21 protein-coding genes and 2 tRNA genes are annotated in these 24,552 nt (G+C 30.8%); 13 read left to right on the forward strand and 10 right to left on the reverse strand.

Annotated features, from left to right (window positions below):
* Positions 1 to 50 precede the first annotated feature (50 nt).
* The 3 genes from AABI72_RS03235 to lepA are packed head-to-tail and all read left to right on the forward strand — an operon-like array spanning position 51 to position 8,066.
* The gene (locus AABI72_RS03235; RefSeq protein ID WP_338364354.1) at positions 51 to 1,538 is read left to right on the forward strand and encodes a leucyl aminopeptidase; all 1,488 of its coding nucleotides are present in this window, start codon (positions 51 to 53) and stop codon (positions 1,536 to 1,538) included.
* Positions 1,539 to 1,559: 21 nt separating this feature from the next.
* On the forward strand, positions 1,560 to 6,278 hold the full coding sequence (locus tag AABI72_RS03240; protein WP_338364356.1) for an NAD-glutamate dehydrogenase domain-containing protein: 4,719 nt from the start codon (positions 1,560 to 1,562) through the stop codon (positions 6,276 to 6,278).
* Positions 6,279 to 8,066 (forward strand): translation elongation factor 4, encoded by a 1,788-nt coding sequence (lepA, locus tag AABI72_RS03245; RefSeq protein WP_338364358.1) that lies wholly within the window; start codon positions 6,279 to 6,281, stop codon positions 8,064 to 8,066.
* Between the two features lie 62 nt (positions 8,067 to 8,128).
* Here lepA and AABI72_RS03250 read toward each other — a convergent pair whose 3' ends face one another.
* Positions 8,129 to 8,995, reverse strand: coding sequence for a CvpA family protein (locus AABI72_RS03250; RefSeq protein WP_338364361.1), 867 nt, complete (start codon positions 8,993 to 8,995; stop codon positions 8,129 to 8,131).
* 216 nt (positions 8,996 to 9,211) lie between these two features.
* On the opposite strand from AABI72_RS03250, the gene rpsP reads away from it, so the two are divergent.
* Genes rpsP through rplS form a run of 4 tightly spaced genes read left to right on the forward strand, consistent with a single transcriptional unit; the run spans position 9,212 to position 11,068 of the window.
* The gene (gene rpsP, locus AABI72_RS03255; protein WP_338364363.1) at positions 9,212 to 9,469 is read left to right on the forward strand and encodes a 30S ribosomal protein S16; all 258 of its coding nucleotides are present in this window, start codon (positions 9,212 to 9,214) and stop codon (positions 9,467 to 9,469) included.
* 9 nt (positions 9,470 to 9,478) lie between these two features.
* Positions 9,479 to 9,979, forward strand: coding sequence for a ribosome maturation factor RimM (rimM, locus tag AABI72_RS03260; protein WP_338364364.1), 501 nt, complete (start codon positions 9,479 to 9,481; stop codon positions 9,977 to 9,979).
* Positions 9,979 to 10,698, forward strand: coding sequence for a tRNA (guanosine(37)-N1)-methyltransferase TrmD (gene trmD, locus AABI72_RS03265; RefSeq protein WP_338364366.1), 720 nt, complete (start codon positions 9,979 to 9,981; stop codon positions 10,696 to 10,698). Before rimM ends, trmD begins: the two co-directional genes overlap by 1 nt.
* Complete coding sequence (rplS, locus tag AABI72_RS03270) at positions 10,691 to 11,068, forward strand: 50S ribosomal protein L19 (RefSeq protein ID WP_338364368.1); 378 nt, start codon at positions 10,691 to 10,693, stop codon at positions 11,066 to 11,068. Before trmD ends, rplS begins: the two co-directional genes overlap by 8 nt.
* Positions 11,069 to 11,070: 2 nt before the next feature.
* Here rplS and lepB read toward each other — a convergent pair whose 3' ends face one another.
* Positions 11,071 to 11,805 carry a signal peptidase I gene (gene lepB / locus AABI72_RS03275; protein WP_338364370.1) on the reverse strand — a complete coding sequence of 245 codons (735 nt, stop codon included), beginning with the start codon at positions 11,803 to 11,805 and terminating at the stop codon, positions 11,071 to 11,073.
* 53 nt (positions 11,806 to 11,858) lie between these two features.
* Positions 11,859 to 12,068, reverse strand: coding sequence for a hypothetical protein (locus tag AABI72_RS03280; RefSeq protein WP_338364372.1), 210 nt, complete (start codon positions 12,066 to 12,068; stop codon positions 11,859 to 11,861).
* A 50-nt stretch (positions 12,069 to 12,118) separates the two neighbouring features.
* Between AABI72_RS03280 and AABI72_RS03285 the strand changes: the two genes are divergently transcribed.
* Entirely contained in the window at positions 12,119 to 12,925 is an 807-nt protein-coding gene (locus AABI72_RS03285) for an NAD kinase (RefSeq protein ID WP_338364375.1), read from the forward strand.
* A 69-nt stretch (positions 12,926 to 12,994) separates the two neighbouring features.
* Here the strand turns inward: AABI72_RS03285 and AABI72_RS03290 are convergent, their stop codons facing one another.
* Positions 12,995 to 13,786, reverse strand: coding sequence for an MBL fold metallo-hydrolase (locus tag AABI72_RS03290; protein WP_338364377.1), 792 nt, complete (start codon positions 13,784 to 13,786; stop codon positions 12,995 to 12,997).
* Positions 13,787 to 13,869: 83 nt separating this feature from the next.
* On the opposite strand from AABI72_RS03290, the gene AABI72_RS03295 reads away from it, so the two are divergent.
* Together AABI72_RS03295 and AABI72_RS03300 are read left to right on the forward strand one after the other, a co-directional pair.
* A complete protein-coding gene (locus AABI72_RS03295; protein WP_338364379.1) occupies positions 13,870 to 14,607 on the forward strand; it encodes a hypothetical protein in 738 nt (245 codons plus the stop codon).
* 68 nt (positions 14,608 to 14,675) lie between these two features.
* Entirely contained in the window at positions 14,676 to 15,281 is a 606-nt protein-coding gene (locus AABI72_RS03300; RefSeq protein WP_338364381.1) for a superoxide dismutase, read from the forward strand.
* Between the two features lie 42 nt (positions 15,282 to 15,323).
* Here AABI72_RS03300 and proS read toward each other — a convergent pair whose 3' ends face one another.
* Together proS and AABI72_RS03310 are read right to left on the reverse strand one after the other, a co-directional pair.
* The gene (gene proS / locus AABI72_RS03305) at positions 15,324 to 16,595 is read right to left on the reverse strand and encodes a proline--tRNA ligase (RefSeq protein ID WP_338364383.1); all 1,272 of its coding nucleotides are present in this window, start codon (positions 16,593 to 16,595) and stop codon (positions 15,324 to 15,326) included.
* A gap of 64 nt (positions 16,596 to 16,659) precedes the next feature.
* Positions 16,660 to 18,642 (reverse strand): HAMP domain-containing sensor histidine kinase, encoded by a 1,983-nt coding sequence (locus AABI72_RS03310; protein ID WP_338364385.1) that lies wholly within the window; start codon positions 18,640 to 18,642, stop codon positions 16,660 to 16,662.
* A gap of 71 nt (positions 18,643 to 18,713) precedes the next feature.
* Between AABI72_RS03310 and ubiG the strand changes: the two genes are divergently transcribed.
* On the forward strand, positions 18,714 to 19,421 hold the full coding sequence (ubiG, locus tag AABI72_RS03315; RefSeq protein WP_338364387.1) for a bifunctional 2-polyprenyl-6-hydroxyphenol methylase/3-demethylubiquinol 3-O-methyltransferase UbiG: 708 nt from the start codon (positions 18,714 to 18,716) through the stop codon (positions 19,419 to 19,421).
* 173 nt (positions 19,422 to 19,594) lie between these two features.
* Here ubiG and AABI72_RS03320 read toward each other — a convergent pair.
* Together AABI72_RS03320 and AABI72_RS03325 are read right to left on the reverse strand one after the other, a co-directional pair.
* Positions 19,595 to 19,668: transfer RNA gene (locus tag AABI72_RS03320), tRNA-Arg, on the reverse strand.
* A 6-nt stretch (positions 19,669 to 19,674) separates the two neighbouring features.
* Positions 19,675 to 19,751: transfer RNA gene (locus AABI72_RS03325), tRNA-His, on the reverse strand.
* A 369-nt stretch (positions 19,752 to 20,120) separates the two neighbouring features.
* On the opposite strand from AABI72_RS03325, the gene trpS reads away from it, so the two are divergent.
* The gene (gene trpS, locus AABI72_RS03330) at positions 20,121 to 21,107 is read left to right on the forward strand and encodes a tryptophan--tRNA ligase (RefSeq protein ID WP_338364389.1); all 987 of its coding nucleotides are present in this window, start codon (positions 20,121 to 20,123) and stop codon (positions 21,105 to 21,107) included.
* Here the strand turns inward: trpS and AABI72_RS03335 are convergent.
* Positions 21,104 to 21,709: a nucleotide exchange factor GrpE gene (locus tag AABI72_RS03335; RefSeq protein ID WP_338364392.1), complete on the reverse strand. Its 606-nt coding sequence runs from the start codon at positions 21,707 to 21,709 to the stop codon at positions 21,104 to 21,106. The two genes, trpS and AABI72_RS03335, sit on opposite strands and share 4 nt — an antisense overlap.
* Before the next feature lie 271 nt (positions 21,710 to 21,980).
* Between AABI72_RS03335 and fabD the strand changes: the two genes are divergently transcribed.
* Positions 21,981 to 22,928, forward strand: a complete 948-nt coding sequence (gene fabD, locus AABI72_RS03340; RefSeq protein WP_338364394.1) for an ACP S-malonyltransferase — start codon at positions 21,981 to 21,983, stop codon at positions 22,926 to 22,928.
* Positions 22,929 to 23,213: 285 nt separating this feature from the next.
* On the opposite strand, the gene AABI72_RS03345 is transcribed toward fabD, so the two are convergent.
* The gene (locus AABI72_RS03345) at positions 23,214 to 24,083 is read right to left on the reverse strand and encodes a hypothetical protein (protein WP_338364396.1); all 870 of its coding nucleotides are present in this window, start codon (positions 24,081 to 24,083) and stop codon (positions 23,214 to 23,216) included.
* Positions 24,084 to 24,552 lie beyond the last annotated feature (469 nt).

Below are 24,552 nucleotides of genomic sequence, written 5' to 3' on the forward strand. Positions count from 1 at the left end.
AATAAATCACTAATATTTGTTACTAAAATAAGGTACATGGTATTTTGCTTATGAAAATTAATTTTATCAACGCCCAAGGATTAAAATCACAGCATGTAGTTTATATTGCAAACTCTACATTACAAGATGTTTTTAAACCAAATGATGATCTTGTTTACAGAATGGTTAATGCAGCATTAAGTGCAAATTCTGAGCAATGTAATCACATTTATTTTCCTGATAATGCTTCTGATATTAAAGAAGCTGTTGTTTTGAATGCAGGTGAGAAATTAGATGCTTTAAGGTGTCAAAATGCTGGCGCATCTGTAGTGAGTGCTGTGAAGAATTTTAACAATAGTGTTAAGATTATTGATGTTGTAGTGTCTATTAATGATGTCAATGGTTTGTCTGATTTTGAAGTTGTTGCTAATGTAGCTTATGGGTTAAAACTTGCAAGCTACAGATTTGATAAATATAAAAGTGTTAGTAAAAATGATGGTTGCAAGTTGAATAATTTAAAAGTGAACTTTATTGTTAGTGATGTTGTTGCTGCAAATAATACTTTTTCTTTTTATGATTCTGTTGCTTTAGGCGTGTTCTTAACACGAGATTTGATTTCTGAACCTGCTAATAATTTAACTCCAAGTGTATATTTACAAGTAATTAAACATGAACTTGAGCCACTTGGTGTGAATGTAAGTGTATTAGATCATAAGGCAATGCTTAAGATGGGAATGGGTGCATTGCTTGGCGTGTCTCAAGGTAGTACTAATGAACCATTTGTTGTTACAATGCAATGGAATGGTAGTAAGAATAAAAAAGATAAACCAATAGCATTTGTTGGGAAAGGTGTTACTTTTGATAGTGGAGGATTATCTCTTAAGCCATCACGCTCTATGGAAGAAATGAAGACTGATATGGGTGGCTCTGCTGTTGTTGTTGGTTTGCTTAAGTCGTTAGCCTTTCGTAAGGCAAACGTTAATGCTGTTGGTGTTGTTGGTTTGGTTGAAAATATGCCATCTGGCAGTGCACAAAGACCAGGTGATGTTGTGAAGTCTTTATCAGGTCAGACAATAGAAGTTTTAAATACTGATGCAGAAGGGCGTTTAGTTTTGGCTGATGTTTTGTGGTATACTGCCAATAAATTTACACCAGAAATTATGATTGATATTGCTACACTTACTGGTGCTGCAGTTATAGCTCTTGGTGTTGGGTATGCTGCTCTTTTATCAAATAATGACAGATTGGCAAGTAGAATAGAAAAATCTGCAGAATGTACTGGTGAGTTAGTTTGGCGTTTGCCTTTGCCCGCATCTTATGATAAGCACATAGATTCAAAAATAGCAGATGTGCGTAACACAAGTTCTGTTTTAGGTGCTGGCACCATAACTGCTGCTAAGTTTTTGCAAAGATTTGTGAAAGATATGGATTGGGCTCATATTGACATAGCTTCTGTGGCTTGGAATAATTCATCTAAAAAGAAAATATCACCTGATGGTGCAGATGGCTTTGGTGTTGGTTTGCTTAATAATTTTGTTTATGAGAATTATGAAATATAATTCTTTAATTAAGGTAATATAATGCAAAGTAGAATTTCCCATATTATAAAATGCTTAGATAAGTTTGAGACAAAATGCAACAAGTCTTTGTTGAAAGATTTTATCCATGATTTTTATGGTAATGCCTCTGTTTCTATATTGCAGTCTAATGCTATGACATTGCTTAAAGATGCTGAGGATATGTATATATTTGCTTTTAATAAAAAGAAGCAAAATAATTTACGTTTAAGAAATTTAGATGGTGACTATAGCTTAAGTGTTATAGAAGTTGTTGCTGATAGCACGCCATTTATTGCTGATTCAATAACTGCTGAGCTTATTAACAACAGTTTGAGTATTGCTAAGTTTATAAGTTGTTTCATTGGAATCTCGCGTAATGATAAAGGAGAGATAGTTGCATTTAATGGTGATAAAGGAGAGATTTTTATACGTATTGAGTTGTTTGATGCACTTTGTGTTAGTGACAATGATATAATTTGTGAACGTTTACACAATATTTTTGATAGCATATCTTATATTATTACAGATAAACAGAAAATGTTTGATGCACTTCTTGAATCCACAAAGATTATTGCAGGGTATAAGAATTATTTTGGGAATAATCAAATTGTTGAAACCACAAATTTTTTGCATTGGCTAAGTCAAGATAATTTCATTCCCATGGCCTGTATAGAATATAGTTTTTCCAATGCATCTGATTGCAAGGATGTTAAGGTGCACAGAATTTCTTCAGATGTCCTGGGTGTTGCTAGGATGGAAAATGATGAAGTGCGTTGTTTAAATAGATTGCCTCATCAAATACAGAATTTGTTGGTAGAACAACTTGTGTTAGAGATTAGCAAGTCAGAAAGAGTTGCTGTTGTTGGCAGGCGTGAGCATATGACATGTGTTGGGATTAAGATATTAGATGATACTGGTATGGTTGTTGGTGAAAAAAGACTGTTAGGTGTTTTTTCTCCTAATGCATATTGTCAAGACATAGCTGGTGTGCCTATAGCCAAGAAAAAGATAAAATCTATAGTAACAAAGCTAAAAAATATCACTATTTTATTGGGTTATAGTCTAAAGGAAGTAGAGGCTATAGCACGTTCATTTTCATTAGCTGATCTTTTGCAACATAGCACAATGTACTTGGCAGATGTTTGTTTGGGTATATTAAATAACAGACGTTATCCAAAAATTCGAGTACTTTACTCTGTTGATAAATTGCAAAGATTTGTGAGTTGTGTTGTTTTAGTGCCTCGTAAGAATTGGCATAGTAAAACAGTATTATTGTCTACAAGAATTTTAGAACGTGAATTTAATGCCAAGACATTAAATCATCGTGTTGTTTCTGCTTTTGACTCAACATATTTGCAGCTGGAAATGAAAACTGTTCCTGGTGAAGTTTATAAGGTAAATCACAATACATTAGAAGAAGTGATGAAGGTAGAGATATCTAGCTGGTCAAGTAATTTGAATGTGTTAATACACAATAATTTTCATGGTACTTCAAGTATTCTGGATAAAGGTTACCATAATATCTTTCCTTCAGGATATCAGGATAGATTTCATCCAAGTCATGCTCTTAAAGATGTTTGTATAATAGATCAGATGTTGTCTAAAGGCATGCAAAGTAGTGTTGGTATATATAATAATGAAGGTATTAAGCAAGGTTTTGAGTTAAAAATATATTCTTTAGAGAGGCTGGATATCTCATCTACATTTTCAATAATAGAGAATATGGGCACTAACATATTAAGTCATAATAGCTATTATATTAATTTTGTTACCATGCCACAAATGTGGATACATTGCTTTTCTCTTGATCTGTCCAGCACAATGGCTGACTATAATTTTATTAAAAATAGATATAAAGATGCCCTATTAAATATTTTGGCTGATAAAATACCAAATGATCAATTTAATAAATTGATAGCATTGGCTGGATTTGATTGGCGTGAAGCAATGTTGTTTCGTGCTATTGCATCATATTTAAAGCAACTGCACTTTTTATATTCTTTAGATTATATTTTACAGGTTTTTATTAAGAATTTGCATGTAACAAAGCATATTCTCGATTTATTTAAGGTGAGATTTGATATTACACTGACATCTAGAGATTCAATGTTTAGAAAAGTAGAGAAACTTTTGCAAGAAGACATGAAATATACTGAAAGCATACCTGAATATACTGTGATAAAAGTTTTTCGTGAAGTTATTCTAGCTATGTTGAGAGTTAATTACTATCAAGATGATGGTAAGAAAGATTACATTTCATTTAAGGTTAAACCAAATAATATCAGCATTACACCAAAGCCAAAGCCATTTGCTGAGATTTTTGTTTTTGCTGTTGATATGGAAGGTGTTCATTTACGTGGTGGTTCTATTGCTAGAGGTGGTTTGCGCTGGTCTGATAGAATAGAAGACTACAGAACTGAAATTTTAGGTTTAATGAGAGCTCAAATTACTAAAAATACTGTTATTATCCCTACTGGAGCAAAGGGTGGTTTTGTTTTGAAAAATGGATATTCTTTTGAAAAAGGTATTAGTGCTTATAAGAAGTTTTTATCTAGTTTGCTAGATATTACAGATAACATTGTAGATGGCAAAGTAATACCTCCTAACAATGTAATTAGATATGATGATGATGATCCTTATTTAGTTGTTGCTGCCGACAAAGGTACTGCAACTTTTTCAGATTATGCAAATGGGATTTCAGATAAATATGGTTTTTGGATGGGAGATGCTTTTGCTTCAGGTGGATCGGCTGGTTATGATCATAAAAAGTTAGGCATTACAGCACGTGGTGCATGGATTTCTGTTCAGCATAATTTGATGCAAAAAGGAGTAGATATAGAAAAGAACGTTTTTAGTGTTGTTGGTATAGGCGATATGTCTGGTGATGTGTTTGGTAATGGTATGTTGTTATCAAATAAAATAAAACTTATTGCAGCATTTGACCATCGTCATATTTTTATTGACCCTAACCCAGATCCAGGAAAATCTTTTGTTGAGAGAAAAAGACTTTTTGAAAAGGTGGGATCTAGTTGGGCAGATTACGATTGTAGCATAATATCTAAAGGTGGTGGTGTATTCAGTAGGCATGTAAAAGCTATAGAGCTCTCATCTGTAGCAAGATCAGTGTTAGGTATTAAGCGTAAAAGCTGTTCTCCAAATGAGTTGGTGCGATTTATATTAAAAGCATCAGTTGACTTATTATGGAATGGTGGCATTGGTACATATGTTAAATCCATCAATGAAACCAATGAGAATGTAAGTGATAAAGCTAATGACAATTGTCGTGTTAATGGTAAAGATGTTAGAGCTAAGGTGATTGGCGAGGGTGGAAATCTTGGTTTGACACAGCTTGGTAGAATAGAATATGCACAATCAAAAGGTATTCTTAATACTGACTATATAGACAATTCTGCTGGTGTTAGCTGTTCTGATCATGAAGTTAATATTAAGATTGCTTTAGGGGAGGCTGTCAAGAAATCAAAAATTTCCATAGAACAGAGAAACAAGATTCTTGAATCAATGAGTAAAGATGTTTCTAGTTTAGTTTTGAAGGATAATCTGGAACAAAATGTTGCAATTTCTTTTGAAGAATTGCAATCATCTGTTAGATTTGAAAGTGATATGTTCTTGATTAAAATGCTCGAGGATGATGGTTATTTGGATGTTGCATTTGAATCTTTACCATCTAAAAAGGATGCAGAGATTATGGCTAATGAAGGCAATGGATTAACTAGACCACAGATATGCGTACTTCTTTCTCATACTAAAATGGCTGTTTATGATAAGTTAATGGCAACTAACTTAATGAGTGATCCATATCTTAATAAATATTTAATTGGGTATTTTCCTAAAAAAATTAGCTCACAGTTTAAGGATGAGATAATGTCTCATGCGCTACGTTCTGAGATCATTGCAACATATGTTACTAATAATATGGTAAATCGTGCAGGTTTATCTTTTTTGTTTAATGTTGCTGAATCTACTAATGCAGAATATAAACAAATTGCTGCTGCTTACATAGTAATTAAAGATATATATGATATTGATGCAATTTGCAAAAGACTTTCAGTTGGTGCAAATATGACAAGCAATAAAGTCAAGATATCTTTAATTAGGGAGATGCAGTTTTTTATTGAGTATTCAACTGCTTGGTTGGTGAGACGCTATAGAAGTGCTAGTATAAGTGAGATTATGAGTGAGTTTGAATGCTTGATTACTAAAGTATTACCTGAGTTGCCAAATATGATGGGGAGTGTCTTGTTGCACAGAATAGAAGCTAGAAAAAATAGCTTGATAAATGGTAAAGTAAATAGAGATTTAGCTAGTGATATGGCAATATTGTGGCAACGTGGTTATGCATTGGATATAATCAAAATTCATTTACTTACCAATGTTTCAGTTAATAAAGTTGGAGTGTTATATTTTCTTTTGGATGATAAGTTATCATTAGAGTGGATGAGAGGCATGTTTAGCAAGATGATTCTTAAATCACATTGGAAAAAAATTATAGTTAAAACTGTTTTTTATAGTATGCGTGATAAAAAGATTGATCTTGCTTGTAGGCTGTTAAAGATGGATAATAATGTTAATATATCTGCTGAAGATATTGTATTACAGTGGTTGCGGTGTGATAATATGCAGGTTGATAGATATTTGAATTTTATAGAGAATTTAAAGAATAGTGGTGATGTTACTGTGGATATGTTAGATGTAGCAGCAAAGCGTTTTGAAGTTTTATAGATGACTGATATTAAGAAAATACGTAATTTTGCTATTATTGCTCATATTGATCATGGTAAATCAACTGTTTCTGACCGTTTAATAGAATTGTATAGTGAAGATTTGCCTAATAAAATGACAAGCCAACTTCTTGACTCTATGGATATTGAAAAAGAGCGTGGAATTACTATTAAAGCACAAACTGTACGATTGAATTGTAATGGATATATTTTTAATTTAATTGATACTCCTGGTCACGTTGATTTTTCTTATGAGGTTAATCGTAGTTTAGCAGCATGTGAGGGTTCTGTTTTATTAGTTGATGCCAGTCAAGGAGTTGAGGCTCAGACATTAGCTAATATATATCATGCACTGGATAATAATCATAGCATAATTGTGGCTTTAAATAAGATAGATCTACCAGCTGCTAACCCTAGTAAGGTTAAATCTCAAATAGAAGATGTTATAGGTATTAGTGCAGAAGATGCTATAGATGTTTCTGCAAAAACAGGTGAAGGAATAGAAGATTTAGCTAGAGCTGTAATTTCAAGATTACCATCTCCATCTGGTTCTATGGATAAACCATTACGTGCACTTATTGTTGATAGTTGGTACGATAATTATCTTGGTGTTGTGGTTCTGATTCGTATTATAGATGGTGTTATAAGTCCAAAAATGGAGGTTATTACCATGAGTAATAAGGTTAAGCATGTTATTACTCAGGTTGGTATTTTTTCTCCAAAAAAAACATATATTGATCAATTAAGTGCTGGTGAGATAGGTTTTATTACTGCTAATATTAAATCTACAACAAGTTGTCGAGTTGGTGACACTATCACAGTAAGCAATGGCTCTGAAGATGCATTGCCTGGGTTCAAATCTTTGCAATCAATGGTTTTTTGTGGATTGTTTCCTGTAAGTAGCGATGATTTTAAAGAATTAAAGAAAGCTGTGGAAAAATTGCATTTAAATGATGCAGGTTTTGAATTTGAAGTAGAAAGCTCTGATGCTTTGGGTTATGGTTTTCATTGTGGATTTTTGGGTTTATTGCATCTAGAGATTACAATAGAGCGTTTAGAAAGGGAATTTGATTTAGATTTAATTACTACTGCACCTAGTGTTATGTATAAAATAAGCACTAAGAATGGTAATGAATTGAATATACATAATCCTGGTGATATGCCTGATGTAACAACTATTGAAAGAGTGTTAGAGCCAACTATTGTAGCTACAATTATTGCTCCTCAAAGTTTTGTTGGTTCAATTATGCAAATTTGTATTGAGAGAAGATGTGAAGATTTTAACACTAGTTATTCAGGTGAAAGAGCAATAATGAGTTGCATTATGCCATTATCAGAGATTGTGTTTGATTTTTATGATCGGCTAAAATCTATTTCAAGTGGCTATGCTAGCTTTAATTGGGAGAAGGGTGAATATAAAGAGGCTGATATTGTTAAATTATCCATACTAATTAATGAAGAAAAAGTGGATGCATTATCATTGCTTATCAATAGAGATTCTGCAGAAAATCGTGGTCGTGAAATATGTAAGAGATTAAAGGAGTTAATTCCTAAGCATTTATTCAAAATACCAATACAAGCTGCAATAGGTGGAAAAATTATTGCACGTGAGACAATTAATGCATTGAGGAAAGATGTTACTTCTAAATGTTATGGTGGCGATGTGTCGCGAAAACGTAAGTTAATTGAAAAACAAAAAAAAGGAAAAAAGAAGATGCGTGAGGTTGGTAATGTGCAAGTGCCACAAAAAGTTTTTATAGAAGCATTAAAAATTAATCACAATAAATAGAGTTATTTATATGGTTAATTGAAAGACAAAAAAAGAAGATACATGAGAGGTTGGTAAGGTAGTTACATATTATCAATAGTAATATTTTCTGATGAAGAGGGTAATTGTTCTTTTTTATGATGTTTTGATAAATCATCATCATCTTTTGTTGATTTATCTGCTGTACCTTTATCAACTTCAAAGAATTCTTCAATTTTTGATTCAGTGTTGTCTATTGTATTGTTATTTTCTTCATTTTTCTTTATGGTGTTATTGTTATTTTCCTTTTTATTGTCTTTGCTCATATTGTTAGTATCAATTTTATCATCATTTTTTGCTGCATTGTTTTTTTGTATTGTCTTATCAATGTCTTTATTTTCAATATTGTGTTTTTTATTGAGTTTTTTGTGTAAAGTTTCTATAAATCCATCTATCCAAAGATCATTCAATGAATTATCCAAAGCATCTTGAGTGAACTTAAACATAATATATGTTTTAGAATTTTTAACCCATGGTGGAATATGGTTCTTTACGCTATTGTTGCTATTCATATTACTATCATCTATGTTTTCTAGCATAGGGTAAATTAATGCTATAGCTATATATATTGCAAAGCATATAAAATAGCTTTTACTTATGCCAAGTATTATACCTAGAAAGCGATCTAAAAACCCAAGTCTTATTGGCATTAAAACCATTGATATTAGAGTATTTAATATCCAAAATATTATGATAAATGCTATATATACAACAATATATGCTGATACAGATGCAGCACTTTTTAGTGGTATTATATTGGAAAGTATTTCACTAAAGTAATCATTAAACTTATATGCAATATATATTGCAGCAATATGACCTATAATGCTGAGTGTTTCTTTGATAAAGCCACGTAAGAAAGCAATTAAGGTAAATATGCCAAAAATTAAGTATACAGCTCCATCAAACATTTTTATGCCAAAGTATTTTGTTAGACTAAGGTTATGTGATCATTTGATTTTTTGTCAATAGAATTATTCATACTAAGAAACAATATACACTGCTTTTAAGCTACTTAGACAGTACTTTTGATTATGTTTTTATACTTTTAAAATAATATTTTATTGACAAAAATTTATTTATATGTTACTTAATATATTAAATTTTTTTAAGATGGAAATTTATATATGCCAGTTAAGATTAGGCTAACTAGAATGGGTGCAGTACATAGGCCATTTTATCGTATAGTAGTAGCTAATGCTAAGGCTCCTCGTGATGGAAAGTTTATTGAAAAAATTGGTTATTATAATCCATTATTACCTAAAGACCACACCAATAGATTTCATATAGATGTTAGTAGATTTAAGTATTGGGTTAGTACTGGCGCCATTCCAACAAAAGTTATTTTACGCCTAACAAATAATTTAAAAGAGCTGGTTTCATAGAAGATTGTTGTGGATGAAGATATATTAATTGCCACTGTTGTTGCACCACATGGTGTATGTGGTCATGTTAAATTAAAATGCTTTCTTTCTAATATACTAGATATAAAGAAATATAGTTTATTTGATAAGGATGGTTTTGAATATAAAGCCTCTTTCAAGATTTCACTATCTTCTGGGAAGTGTACAGCAAATTTTTTTGGTGTTAATAGTTATAATGCAGCAGATAAGTTGCGTGGATTGAAACTTTTTACAAAAAAGAGTAATTTTCCAAAGCTTAACAATGATGAGTTTTATTATCGTGATATGATTGGGTTGTTGCTTTTACTATCTAATGGTGAGATTTTTGGTAATATTGTAAATATTGGGAATTTTGGTGCTGGTGAAGTGGTTGAAATTATGCGTAAAGACAATAATGATATTGTGATGATGCCAGTCATAAAATCAGTATTCCCTGAGATTAACATACAGCAGGGTTATGCAATAATTAGGCCCATGGAGCTTTTTTCTTAATGTTTTCTGTGAAGGTTATAACAGCATTTCCCGATATGTTTCCTGGTCCTTTATCCAAATCAGTTGTTGGCCGTGCATTGTATAAAAAATTTTGGGATATTGATGTTATTGATATTAGGTCTTTTACAACAGATAAAAGACAATCAATTGATGATAGGCCATATGGTGGTGGTAGTGGCATGCTTATAAAACCAGAAGTATTGGCCAGTGCTATAGACTATATATTGAAACCAGGAATGCGTATTTTAAACACAAGTCCACGTGGTAGGCTGTTGAGCTATGATTATGCAAAAGATATTGCGAGATCTAAGAATATCATTTTGATTTGTGGGCATTATGAAGGTATTGATCAAAGAGTTTTAGATTTTTATAATGTTGAAGATATTAGTATTGGTGATTATGTATTATCAGGTGGTGAGTTAGCAGCAATGGTTATTATCGACTCTTGTGTGCGTTTGCTTCCTGGTGTTTTGAAAAATGATAATAGCCTTGATTTTGAGAGTTTTACGTGTTGCAGAAATGCTTCTGCTTTGTTAGAATATAATCAATACACTCGACCATTGATATGGAGGAACATGAGGGTTCCTGATATTCTTTTATCAGGTCATCATGACAATATAGATAAGTGGAGGATTGGTGTTGCAGAGATGATAACAAAACAGCGTCGATCTGATTTATGGCAAATTTATAGATTTAATAAGGATAATTGCAATGACTAATTTACTAGATACTTTCAACAAAGAACAAATGGCAAAATTAAAAAATGATAATATTGATAATTTTAGATCAGGTGATACTGTTTCCGTAGATTTTGAGGTGTATGACAATGGTGTCTATATACGTAACCAAACTTTTGAAGGTGTCTGTATAGCTAAGAGAAATAGAGGTTTACATTCATCTTTCACATTGCGTAAGATTTCTTTTAATGAAGGTGTGGAGAGAAGTTTTGAATTTTATTCACCATATTTAAAAAGTGCTAGGGTTAAGCGCTATGGAATAGTAAGAAGAGCAAAGCTTTACTATTTGCGCAAATTAAAAGGTAAGGCTGCTAGAATTCCTGAGCGTAAAATTACAATAAATAAAAAGTAATGTTATTGTATTAGTTTAAAGAATCTTTTACTATTGAATAATAATTTATTTTTGCTGTTAAATGAGAATATAATCATTTTTGCTTTACCAACAAGGTTGTTTTTTGGTATAAATCCCACTTCACTGAATCTACTGTCTGTGGAATGATTTCTATTATCGCCAAGCACAAAGAATGAATTTTTTGGTACAATAAATTCTCTAGTATTATTTGACCAATGTGTTTTAGGTGTATTATTATTGTATATTGTCTCATATCTTTTACCATCCAATTCTTCTGTGTAAACATCCATATTTATGCCAATGTCTAAATCTAACCACGTACCTAGATAATTTTTATCTATCTGCATATCATTAACTATTAAATTGCAATTGGTAATCTTTATTTTATCACCCGGCAGGCCAATTATTCTTTTTATGTAATGCATTTTGGTTTGATATGGTGGACGGAACACAGTAACATCACCACGTTTTGGTTCCTTGTAAAAAATTCTATTTTTGATTAATGGCAGTGAAAATGGCAATGAGTGTCTACTGTAGCCATAGGTAATTTTTGATACAAAAATATAGTCTCCTATTAACAAGCCATTTTTCATAGAACCTGATGGTATGCGGAATGGTTCAGCAATAAAGCTACGAAAAGATAATGCAAGCAGGGTTACTGCAGAAAATGATACTATGGATTTAACAAATGATTTTATTTTTTTTCTAACATTAATTGTTGCCTGTGCTAATGTCATATTTTATGTTCCTTGTTTTATATCAATGTAAATATTTATAAATACAGGTAACTCTATTCATATGATATGTCTTTATAATTCACAGTATTTCCATTTGCATCAGTAACTAGACTACCATTTTTATACTGAGCAACTACACGGCGCTTTCCAGCAATTTTTAAAAGCATTATGGGCAATATTTCTTTTCCATTATATGTTTTAATTTGAGTATTTTTTTTACGAGCATTTGGATTATTTTTACTAGTTCCTTTCCCTTTTGACATAATACATCACTATGATATTATTAATAGTACTATAGCATAAATCATCACAAATGTCATTAGAAAAATTGAAATTAGGATGTGTAACAAACAGTGATTCCACTTATGCTGTTAGCATAAAGAATGCATTATGCAAGAAGTATAATATCCAAGAGGTAAGTTTATCAGCACCTTTATTGGCAGAAAAATATAATGTAATAGTTGTGTTAGGTGGTGATGGTTTTATGATTCGAGCTATGCATGGCTACATAGGGCATAAAGTTGTTTTCTATGGTATAAACTGTGGTACTTTAGGTTTTTTAATGAATAGTTTTGATGTAGCAAAAGACTGTTTATTAGAAAAGATTAATAATGCAGTTAATACAGATTTAAAGCTTATAAGAGTTAAGGCACATATGGATAATGGCTTGAGTGTTAATGTTTGTGCTATAAATGAAGCTGCATTGTTAAGAGAAACTATACAAACTGTACATATCAAAGTGTCAATTAATAGAAAATGTCATTTAAATTGTTTGATAGGTGATGGCATAATGCTTTCTACGCCTAGTGGCAGTGCTGCATATAATTTTTCTGCTGGTGGGCCAATTTTACCATTGAAATCTAATTTATTTGCATTAACACCAATTAGTCCATTTAGACCAAGAAGATGGCGTGGTGCCTTATTGCCACAAGATGTATCTGTAACTTTTGAGGTTTTAGACTCAAATAAAAGACCAGCAAATCTGTTCATTGATTATAAGTCATTCCCTAGCATACGCTTAGTTGAACTTTCTTTATGTGAGCCTGGTTTATTAAATGTGTTGTTTGACAATGGTCATGAGCTTGAGAATCGTATAATAAATGAGCAATTTTTACATTAGTATATTTTATTTTAGTATTGCTTAGATTATTTATTTGATTATTTTTATCTAGATTTAGCATTGCTTTAACTATCTCAGTATTATTTGCATACCATCAAAACCAGCTTGTATTCCTGTATGCAGATTTTTGCTGAGTTGATAGTAGTCAACATTATCCCCCATATGTGTGAACACTGTTTGTTTTGGTGATATAATTTTTATCCATTCCATAATTTGGTTTGGTGATGCATGAGCAATGCTGCCATGATAGCCAATATATCCAACTATCCAAAGATCTAAATACATACTTTTTAAGTGTTCTATGGTTTTTGTTGTGATGAGTTTTATGTCAGTTGAATATGCTATTTTAATATTATTATGCTTTAATATAAATCCAGTTGTGGAAATAGTTCCATGTTGTTGTTCAAATGGATAGATGGTGACATCATTTATCATAAAAGGTATGTTATATTGAATGATGTTGCTTTGAAGTTTTTGCCATGGTCTGTTTATGTGTTTTGGTGCATGAAATAGAAATGCAAATCTTTCCTGAAAATCATAAATAATTTTTTTTGTAGCATAAATATCTATTGGTTTTTTTTGATATATAGTGCAAACACGTAGATCATCAATACCCAGACAGTGATCTGAATGTGTGTGTGTATAAAGAGCATGACCTATATTATGTGTCTTAGAGTTTAGTATTTGTTGTCTAAAATCAGGGCCAGTATCGATAATAATATTAGTATTATCTATAGTGATGAGTATAGAAGATCTCATTCTTTTATTTTTTGTTAGTATGGACAGGCATACTTTGCAAGTGCAACCTAAAACTGGCACACCAGATGATGAGCCACATCCAAGAATGTTAATTTTAAACATTAAATTATTTGTATTAAATCAGCAAGTTGCGCAAAAGATTATAAAATATTATCATAAAAGTCAAATTTGATTATATTGGTATAATGGTGCTTAGATTATTTGTTCTTTGTTGTGTGCTGATTACATCTGTGTCTGGCTGTAGTTCTTTTAATGGCGAAGATCAGGATGCTTTGTACAAGAAAATTTTTTCTCAAAAAAGAAGACCAGTGTATAATCCTGGTGGTATAAAATTCTCTTTACAAAAAGATTTTTATAATGCTTACATGCAAAAGAACAAAGGCATAATACCACCTATTAAAAATCAAAATTCTACAACACTAAAAAACAATCAAGGAAAATCTAATGGCAACATCAATGCTTCTATGGATGGCAATGTTCCATTAGATGGTATGCGTTTAATTGATGCTATTACTGCAAATAAAAAGTATATGACAAAACATGTTAAGCCACATCCAATTATGACATTAGGAAAGTCATCAATATCAACTGACAATCAATCATTTAAGCCTAATGCTGTTACAGAAAAAAAAATACAGCAGAAAGTTTTAAACTATGACTCTATTAAAGATGATATCAGAAGTGGTAGTTCATTTAATAATGATCTTTTTAAGGATGGTACATATAATAATACCAATACTTTTACTGAGCGCGACTTGGATGATATCGCAAATGATTCTGCTGATGAGGAATTAGCAAAATATCCAGAGCATAAAAATATAAAGCTTAGGGAACGTAAGCCAGTTAATAAAAATACACACTCATTAGAACAGAATAGCAATTTAGATGAAATTGATAATATAGTTAGAGGTTTGTATGAGTAACTTCAATCTTGCAAAATTTTTAAAAGTATGTAATTTATATCTATATAGTTTTTTATAAATGGTTTAATATGGTATTTGTACTACCACCACTTGATTATTCAAAAAACTCCTTAGTGCCACATATTTCAGAAAATACTGTGGAAAATCACTATGAGGGACATCATGCTGGTTATATAAAAAATCTTAACAAATTGCTTCAGCATACTAACTTGCTTGGTAAAGATTTAGAATATGTTATAAAATCCAGTAAAAATAATGGAATGGAAAAAATATTTAACAATGCTGCACAAATTTGGAATCATAATTTTTACTGGCAGTCTATTAAGCCAAATGGTGGTGGCAGACCTTCTGGAATAATTGAAGCTGCTATTGTAGATAGTTTTGGCAGCTATGAGCAGTTTTATCAAAAGTTTAAGGAAGTTGCCATGAGGCAGTTTGGAAGTGGATGGGTTTGGCTTGTATCAGATAACAATAAAAAACTAGACATCATATCAACCTCTAATGCTGAAACACCTATAGCACAAGATAATGTTTACCCATTGTTAACATCAGATGTTTGGGAGCATTCTTATTATCTTGATTACCAATATCGTAGATTAGATTATATTAGTGCATTTTTGGACAATCTATTAAACTGGAGTTTTGCCAATAAGAATTTAAACTTTGAGAACTAAGAAATTTAGCACAACAATACAAAATTTGTGCTAAATTTTTACTTATTGTTTTTCTAGTAGAAATGATACCAAATTGTCTTTATCAACAATAGTCTTCTTTCCTGATAATCTATCTTCAATTTCAATGCTATTTGTTAGCTCAGTGTTTTTGCCAACAATAATGCAGCATGGAAGGCCTATTAATTTAGCTTTGTTAAATTTTATACCTGCACTGTCCATGGTATCATCATATAAAACATCAACTTCAGCATTAATAAGTTGAGAATATATCTCATCTGCTTTATTTGTGTTAGGTGATATGTTAATCAAAGAACACTGAAATGGTGATATAGCCTTAGGCCATATCACTCCAGTGTTATCATGACTGGATTCTACAATAGCACCAACCAAGCGAGAGATGCCAATGCCATATGATCCCATATATGGATGTATGTTTTCTCCAGTGTTATTAGTTACTGTAAAATTCATTGATTTAGAATATTTAGTGTCAAAATTGAATATATGACCAACTTCAATTCCTCTACATTGCACTAAGAAATTTTGAATGCTAACTGTTTTCTCTGCATTATGTTTTTCATCTACTGCAGCATAGTATTTGCTAAGTGTGTCAAAATTATAATTTGGCAATGAGTCTATTCTTTTGTCATAATATAGCATGCTTTCTCCTGTTTCTGCAGCAACGTGAAACTCATGACTAAATCCACCACCAATACTACCATTGTCAGCACTAACTGCTATTGGCTTTAAACCAATTTTTTTGAGAATTTTCATATATGTAGTGAAGACTAGTTTATAAGTTTTAATAGCATCTTCTTGGGTGAGATCAAAGCTATAAGCATCTTTCATATAAAATTCTCTGCTGCGCATTATGCCAAAACGTGGCCTTATTTCATCTCGAAATTTCCATTGTATTTGATAAAACATCAAGGGCAGTGATTTGTAACTTGAGACATTATGACGAAATATATCACTTACTACTTCTTCATGAGTTGGGCCAAAAAGCATTTCTTTATCATTTCTATCTGTCATACGTAGCATTTCTTTGCCATATGAGTCATATCTGCTGGATTCTTGCCACAAAGATGCTGGTTGTATGCATGGCATGAGTATTCTCATGCTACCAATTTTATCCATTTCATCACTTACTATGCTGCTTATTTTATCTAATACTCTATAACCAAGTGGCAACCAACTATATATACCAGATACTAACTGTCTAATAAAACCAGCTTTTGTTAAGTATTTATGTGATTCTATGAAAGATCCTTTAGGTGTATCTTTATTTATTGGTGCAAAAAACTTGGATAATTGCATTATATTCTCATTATATAATTATGGGGCAAATACTAATTCAGTTACGATATATTAAAATTATTAGCTAAGCAACAGTTTTAGAATCTTTTATAACTCTGGTTTCTGGAAAAGTTACGGTTATTTTAGTGCCAATGCTTAGTTTACTTTCTATGTTTAATTTACCATTGTGCATTTTGACTAATTTGTCTATTAATGACATGCCTAGACCAAAACCTTCAATATTCTGTTGACTTTCTCCTCTAGTATATTTGCTAAATATTTTATTTAACTCATTGCTTGATATGCCACTACCATTATCTCTAACAATTAAATTTAACCCTTCTTTGTCTTTGTAATAAGAGTATATATCTATTATTTTGCCATTACCTATGTATTTTATGGCATTAGCAAGTATGTTAAGTATTATTTGTCTAGTTCTATATTTATCTACATATAGTAGTGGTAGTTTTTTTACGCTATAATTATTGATTATTATGCCTTTTTTATTGATATCACTATTTAGATAGGATATGCATGAGATTATTACTTCATTTACTGCAACATTTGATTCCTCAAGAGTTATTGCACCTTCTTCAATTCTAATAATATCAATTATATCATTGACTAGGTATAATAGATAGTGTCCACAATTTTTTATATATTCTAGATATTCTATGGTTTTTTGTTGCAGTGGTGTGCTTATTAATATGAAATCAGTAAATCCTATGACACTATTAAGAGGAGTTCGTAGCTCATGATTTACATCTGCCAGTAAATTAAGTATATTATCTGCTCTTTGTTGATAAGTTGCAAGCTTTTCATTTATATATTCATATTTTGCATTTGTAATTTTATTAGTAAGTTCTATTTTTTGTATTTTTGCACTTATCTCTTCTTGTGCAACTAAAGCCATTTCAGCAGCTAAGTAGGCTGAATCTCTTTGTGTAATGGCTCTTTCATATTCTTTTTGAGCAGTATTTAAGCGTTTTTTGAATTTGTTTGTTTGTTTTTTTAGTAAAGTTATTGAGTATATAAGGTTTTTTAATATACTTTTATGTACTGTTGTATTTTTATTGCTATCACAAAATGTTTGTATAAATTCTACACATGTAGCAATGAAATACAGAAATATTTTTTGTTGCAATAAAAGTGGCACTATGCTTGCCATCACCAGCATTAAGATTAATATTCCTGCTATTTGTATTTCCATATGCAGAACATTAACTATAAGTGTTCTATCTATAACCAGATTAAGGTTTGCTGGATAGCTGGTAGTATTGTATTGATAGTTATATTTAGTGCCAATTATTAATGTTTTTAGTATACTGATATAATTTAGTTGCTTAATGTTTTTTGACCATTTTCTATACTCTTTATTTATTGATATTCTAGACTTGTTTAATGGCAAAATGCATGGATAGTTGTGGGACTTTTCTTGTATGAAGTATGGATAATTTGTAGATATTGTATTTCTCAGCAATGTGCACATTTTGTTTGCATCAAGTATAAGAAAAAGTGAGCCAAGATATTTGTTTTGATTGCTAGAGATTGCTGTATGCACTGGTATAATTCTAGCTCCATCTACAAGAAAATTGTTAACAATACCACCAATTTTGAAGTCATTTTTTTCTGCTTTTAAATTAAACATAAAAATATCATTAGTTTTTTTGTTGATCATGTTTGTTGTGGATTGATTGTATGTGGCAATTGCTTTAATTTTATTTTTATAGTTGGTCCAAAAAATAGAGTGAAAGATGTTAATATGTTGTTGTGATATTGTTTCACTTAACGCTTTAGACAATAGAGTTTTATCACTGTAGTTTGTATTTAGTTTGTTAATTGCATTATTCAACATAAATGATATTTCATCGTGAGTGTTTTTAAAAAGACAATCTATGTTTTTTGCTGTATTGTTAAAGTTGCTGTCTATAATGTTTATTGCTACTTTGCACATACCAGTTATTATGATGATAGTTGTTAGCAATATGGCCAACATATAGCATAAATTTATTTTTAATGTTAAGGTGCTTTTATTCATTGATTTGTTATTATTAGATTCACTAGACATATGACAATATTGTTAATTAATGATATATAATGATTTTCAAAGTTGAAACAATATAAAATTAGTTATACAAAATGTTTCATGGTAACAAATATAATAATTTTCTTTGGAATGCAGATGATTGGAGTCCTAATGGTAAGGCTTCTATGTTGCATAAAATGAATTATGTGCGATTTAACTATATAAGATCATGTGTAGATAAGTTTTGTTCAAAGAATTATATAAAGAATGCCATGATAGCAGATATTGGGTGTGGTGGTGGTTTATTGGCAGAATCTTTAGCAAGATATAGTAAATTTGTATTTGGCATTGATGCTAGTTCAATGTGTATTGATGTTGCAAAAAATAGAGCTAAGAAAAAAGGCCTGTTTATTAATTATCAAGTTGATAAGGTTGCAGATTTTGCGCGTAATAGAAGTGGTTTGTTTGATATTGTGACTGTTATGGAAGCTATTGAGCATGTTGAAGATCAGATGAGCTTTGTAAAAGATTGCAGCAGTTTGTTAAAAACAGATGGTATAATTTTTTTTTCAACTATTAGCAAAAGCTTAAAATCTATGTTGTTAACTGTTGTGTTTGCTGAATATATAGCTAAAATGGTTCCAATTGGTATGCATTCTTGGGACTTGTTTCTAAAACCTCAAGAATTACGCAATATGTTGAATGCACATGGAGCTAATATAGTTAGCTCTACTGGTTTGCAGTTTAATCCATTAAGTTGCAGATGGAATCTTTCAAGCAAAATGGACGTTAATTATATATTGACTGCTATGAAGAATTAGAGGCTTCTTACATGAGAAATGTTTATAAAAACCATAGATGCATATTTCTAAGAATATTTTTATCTGAATGGATTACGTAGTGCTTTATAAGCTTGTAAATTGAGCTGAACTTGATTGTTAATAAAAATAGTGAAAATATGCTTTGAAGTTTTAGTAAACTTTGTTTGTAGGGGCGCATCCGGTAGGAATCGAACCTACAACCTGCTGCTTAGAAGGCAGATGCTCTATCCAATTGAGCTACGGACACAAAAATTGGGGTGGATGACCAGATTTGAACTGGCGACCCCCAGTACCACAAACTGGTGCTCTAACCAACTGAGCTACACCCACCATAAGGAGTATATGCAGTATAGCAAAATCAGCATGAAAGACAAGTATATTACCAAGTTATGTTTAAATTCTTTTTACAATTAAAGGAAAGTTATAATTTGTTTTTTTGGAATTATCACACAAGAAGATTTTTTTAAGAAATTATCAACAAATAAAATGAAATATAAGTTTTTGCTAAAAATTTTAAATAATGCAAGGAATTTAATGATGAGAGCAAGTCATGAAAGATCATCTTAGTCGCCAACTCTTTATTAATATTTTTTCTGATTGTTTGCTGTGTTAAGTTGCTGGGATATGTAGTTAGTGTATAATGGAACATTGTAAAGTTCATATTGTTTTATCTACCTCTGATTTTTATAAGGAATTAAAATGGATATTGTTTTTTCAGGCATTCAGCCAACAGGTAGTTTGCATATAGGTAATTATCTTGGTGCTATTAAAAATTGGATAGAATTACAAAGCAAATATCATTGTATTTTTTGTGTTGTTGATTTGCATGCAATAACCATGCCATATAATAGTGATGAATTGACAAAAAATGTTTACAATACTTTAGCTAGCTACTTAGCTTGTGATATAGATGTGTCTAAGAATATTGTTTTTAGACAATCTGATGTTCCAGAGCATGCTGAGCTATGCTGGTTACTTAGTTGCATTGTGCAACATGGTAAGTTAAATAGCATGATACAATTTAAAGAAAAATTGGCAAAAAATAAAGAAAAAACTTCTATTGGTTTGTATACGTACCCTGTATTAATGGCATCTGACATTTTGCTCTACAAAGCAGATTGGGTGCCAGTTGGCAATGATCAGAGTCAGCATGTTGAGCTGACGCGTGAGATAGCTGGAACTTTTAATCATCGTTATAATACACAATTTTTTCCTGAACCAAAAGTTTTGTTTAATGCAAATGCAGCAAGAATAATGAGTCTAAAAAATGCTAGCAATAAAATGAGCAAGTCAGATTTTTCAGAGCATTCTAGAATAAATCTTAGCGATAATGCTGATATAATAAGAAAGAAAATTGCAAAAGCAACAACTGACTCAACAGGTTCTATTATTTATGATCAGAGAAATAGAGCAGAAGTTGCAAATTTAATTAATGTATATACATGCTTTTCTGACTGTTCTATAGATGATGTTGTTAATAGATATTCTGGATATGGATATGCTAAGTTTAAATCTGACTTGGCTGATATTATTGTTGATGCTATTTCACCAATATCAATTAAACTTAAAGAATTACTAGCTGATTATAGTTACTTGAGTAAAATTTTACACAATAATGCAGAAAAAGCCAAGTCAATAGCTGCAGCCAATATTAAGGAAATTAAGTATATTATGGGTATACGTTAATTTGTAGCTGTAGGTTTTTCTTCTGGTTCTTTGGCAACTGAAACAAGTGCTGGAATAAGTAGACGGTCTTTTATCATATAGCCTGATTTTATGACTTCTATAACTGTTCCTGGAGCATGTTCTGTTGATGGTTTATGATGTATTGCCTGATGATAATTATGATCAAAAGCCTTACCAATTGGATTGATTGGCTTAACTCCATGTTTCTTTAACATTTCATTAAATAGCTTATCAATCATTTCTATCCCTCTATATATTGCCTCTATGTGTTTATCTTGAAGCAATTCTTGGCTGATGCTGGTTTTTGCTAAATGGAAGTTTTCCTTCAGCTCAGCTACATCTTTTGCTATTTCAGATACAGCATACTCCCTAGAATCTTTTAATTCTTTAGTGAAGCGTTTGCGTATATTCTCATTTTCTGCTGCAGCTCTTAACCATCTGTTTTTATAATCATCTATTGTTTGCATAAGTTTTGTTATTTTTTCTTTATCATCTTCAATTGATTTCCGTCCATTTTCCTCTTGGTCTTTTTCAGTGCTATTGCTTTCTTTAGCTTTACCAGCTATAGGATTATTGTTTTTATTATCTTCAATGGTCATCATATTAGAATCATATTGTTTAAATTAAGCTGTAATTATAGTAGAATAAATATAATTGCACAATAAGTATTGTATAATCACTATGTAGTGTTAATTAATAATCTTATTACTAGCATGTTGTTAGCATTAAAAATTTAGGTCATTTGCATTTGGTATGTTTATTTAGTTATTTTTATTATACTGATTTACCTTATGTCCTAATAAAATTGCTAGACAGCAGCAGATAAAAAGATTAATATTTTTTGCAAAATTATAAAGCTATGAGCTATAGGGTATGATTTTTATTTTTCCAGGTCAGGGTGTTCAATTTGTAGGGATGGGTCAGCAATTTGTTAATATGTTTAGTGTTGCTCGTATTGTTTTTGAAGAGGTTGATGATGCATTGGGATATAGTTTATCAAAATTAATTAAAAATGGTCCAATTGAAGAATTAACAATGACTGAGCATGCCCAACCAGCTATTATGGCTACATCAATGGCGATATTGCAATCTCTTCTTTTAGAGATGGCATTGCCATTTTCTAGAATATCTACATGTGCTTTAGGACATTCACTTGGTGAATATTCTGCATTATGCGCTGCAGGTTCTTTATCTGTTTGGGATGCTGCCAAAATTCTTAAAATTAGAGGTGTTGCAATGTCTAATGCCTGTTGCAATGGTGCAATGGTAGCAATATTGGGTTTTGACATTACTTCTCTAAATCAGCTGTTAGCTGAAGCAAATAAAGTGGCATTTTGTCAATTTGCAAATGATAACACGGAAGATCAGGTGGTTATTAGTGGTTATGTGTCTGCAATTGATTTTATAATTAATAATTATAAAGATTTTGGAATAAAGAAAGTTATAAGACTAAATGTTGGTGGGCCATTTCATTCTCATTTAATGTCAGATGCTGCTAATGCTTTGAGTGCTGGCCTGGAGCATATTGCTATCTATAATCCAGTATTACCCATTATATCAAATGTTACTGCTCAGCCTGTTAGCAATTCAAGTGAAATTGCAAGGTTGCTAGTTTCACAAATTACATCAAAAGTTCGCTGGCGCGAATCTGTTTTATATGCAGCAGAAAATAGCTCTGGTAGTTTTATAGAAATTGGCCCTGGATCTGTTTTGACAAAGATGGTAAAAAAAATTGTTCCAAATGTAAATGTTTACAATATCTCTTCACCTAAAGATATAGATAGTATACTTGATTTTTTTAAAGAGAATATGGATTTTTAACATTTATCAACATTTTATCCACAGTTTTTATTACTGTTGTGTGTATGCATAGTTTGTTATTTTTTACAATGTGGACTCACTATAATAAGGCATTCATTATTATAATAATTTAGTTAAATAGACTACTGTGTATAATCTCTATTTTTATACACAGTTTTTTCCACAAGCATATATTATTCTTGTGGATTATATGTTGATAATACTAGCACATAGGATTATCATTATAAATGAAAAGTTTGTAACTTAGCATATAATGATTTATATGTTTATCATAATGTAATTATATTATTTATATTCTGGCAGTGCATAAAAAAGATAACATGAATTCTTTGAATTCTTGTTTATAAATTTTGAGTCTGGAGCACATTTTCTGCCGTTTAACTTATTGCAACATACTTTATACTTGTAGCCATTTTTACTGTATGGATTGCTAAGTGCTCTTATTTTACCACTTCCCGGTAATCCATTATCTATTTTTTCATTTATGGCTTTAAATATTTTAGTATTGATTTTGGCATTTCCAATAGAAGAAGGAGTTGTTTTTCCAGATTTTTCTGGACTTATTATATATAGATTGTTCCCACTGTTTATTTCTTTGTTGCCTGATTTACTGCCATAGAGCGTTATATATGCTTGTCCAACAACAAGCATACCAGAATTAAATTCATTACTGACATTGTAATTTGCAGCTTTTATATTTTGTACTATTGTTTTGGTTTTAAATGAATTTGGAATAAGTCTAGCAAGACGTAAATGACATAGATAGCTGGATGGTTTGAAAAATGCATCAGTATCATTAGTTTGAGCTATATTTTCCATATCTACAAAACCAGTACCATTTCCATTCACACCAATTGAAAATGTTTCACGTATTGTTTTTTTATCAATAAAAGTAACATATGAACATTTTGAATTAAAGTCATTAATTGTCCAATAACTAGTAGCATTTGTAATATCAGCTGGCATACTGTGATACTGATTGTAGAATCTATCTATTGCTGTTGCTACAGTTGAGAGTTTAATAATTATTTTGCTAGATTGAGAGCGTGGTATTAATTGTGTAGTTAGCAATATGAATGCAATTGTTAGACAGATACAGCTTATGATTGCTAGAGTTTGCACCATGGCAATTTTTGTCAGTTTACTTTTGTTCATTATATTAGTAACTTTAATTATAGATTGAGATAATTTATTTTTATTTAATTAAATAATAGTTAATAATTCTATATTATTTAATTTTTTTTGCTATCTTCTCAAGCACTGTGACTTGTGTTGTTTCTAGGCTATTGTTTTTCCTATATTTAGGGTAACTGGTTATTTATATATTGCTTAATGTAATTTGATTTGAAAATATGATTTTAATTTTTAGGTTGTTGCTATCAGCTTCAATGTTCACTGGAGAGAATATTGGATCTAATAATACTATTAATTAATTTTGCTAATTTTCACAAAATTATCACGTTTAATCTCAGGGCTAAACTTAGAAATATCCTGATTAGCAATAAATTAAACAGCAAAATTGGTTACATGTTTTACTAAAACATAGCATTAACAGCACTGTAAAGAAAATAGCATGGGTTGTTTCTATCTTTATGCTTTATTTAGTATTTATTTATAATTCCAG

The sequence above is a fragment of the Candidatus Xenohaliotis californiensis genome, from assembly GCF_963930935.1.
Taxonomy (GTDB): domain Bacteria; phylum Pseudomonadota; class Alphaproteobacteria; order Rickettsiales; family CAWVOK01; genus Xenohaliotis; species Xenohaliotis californiensis.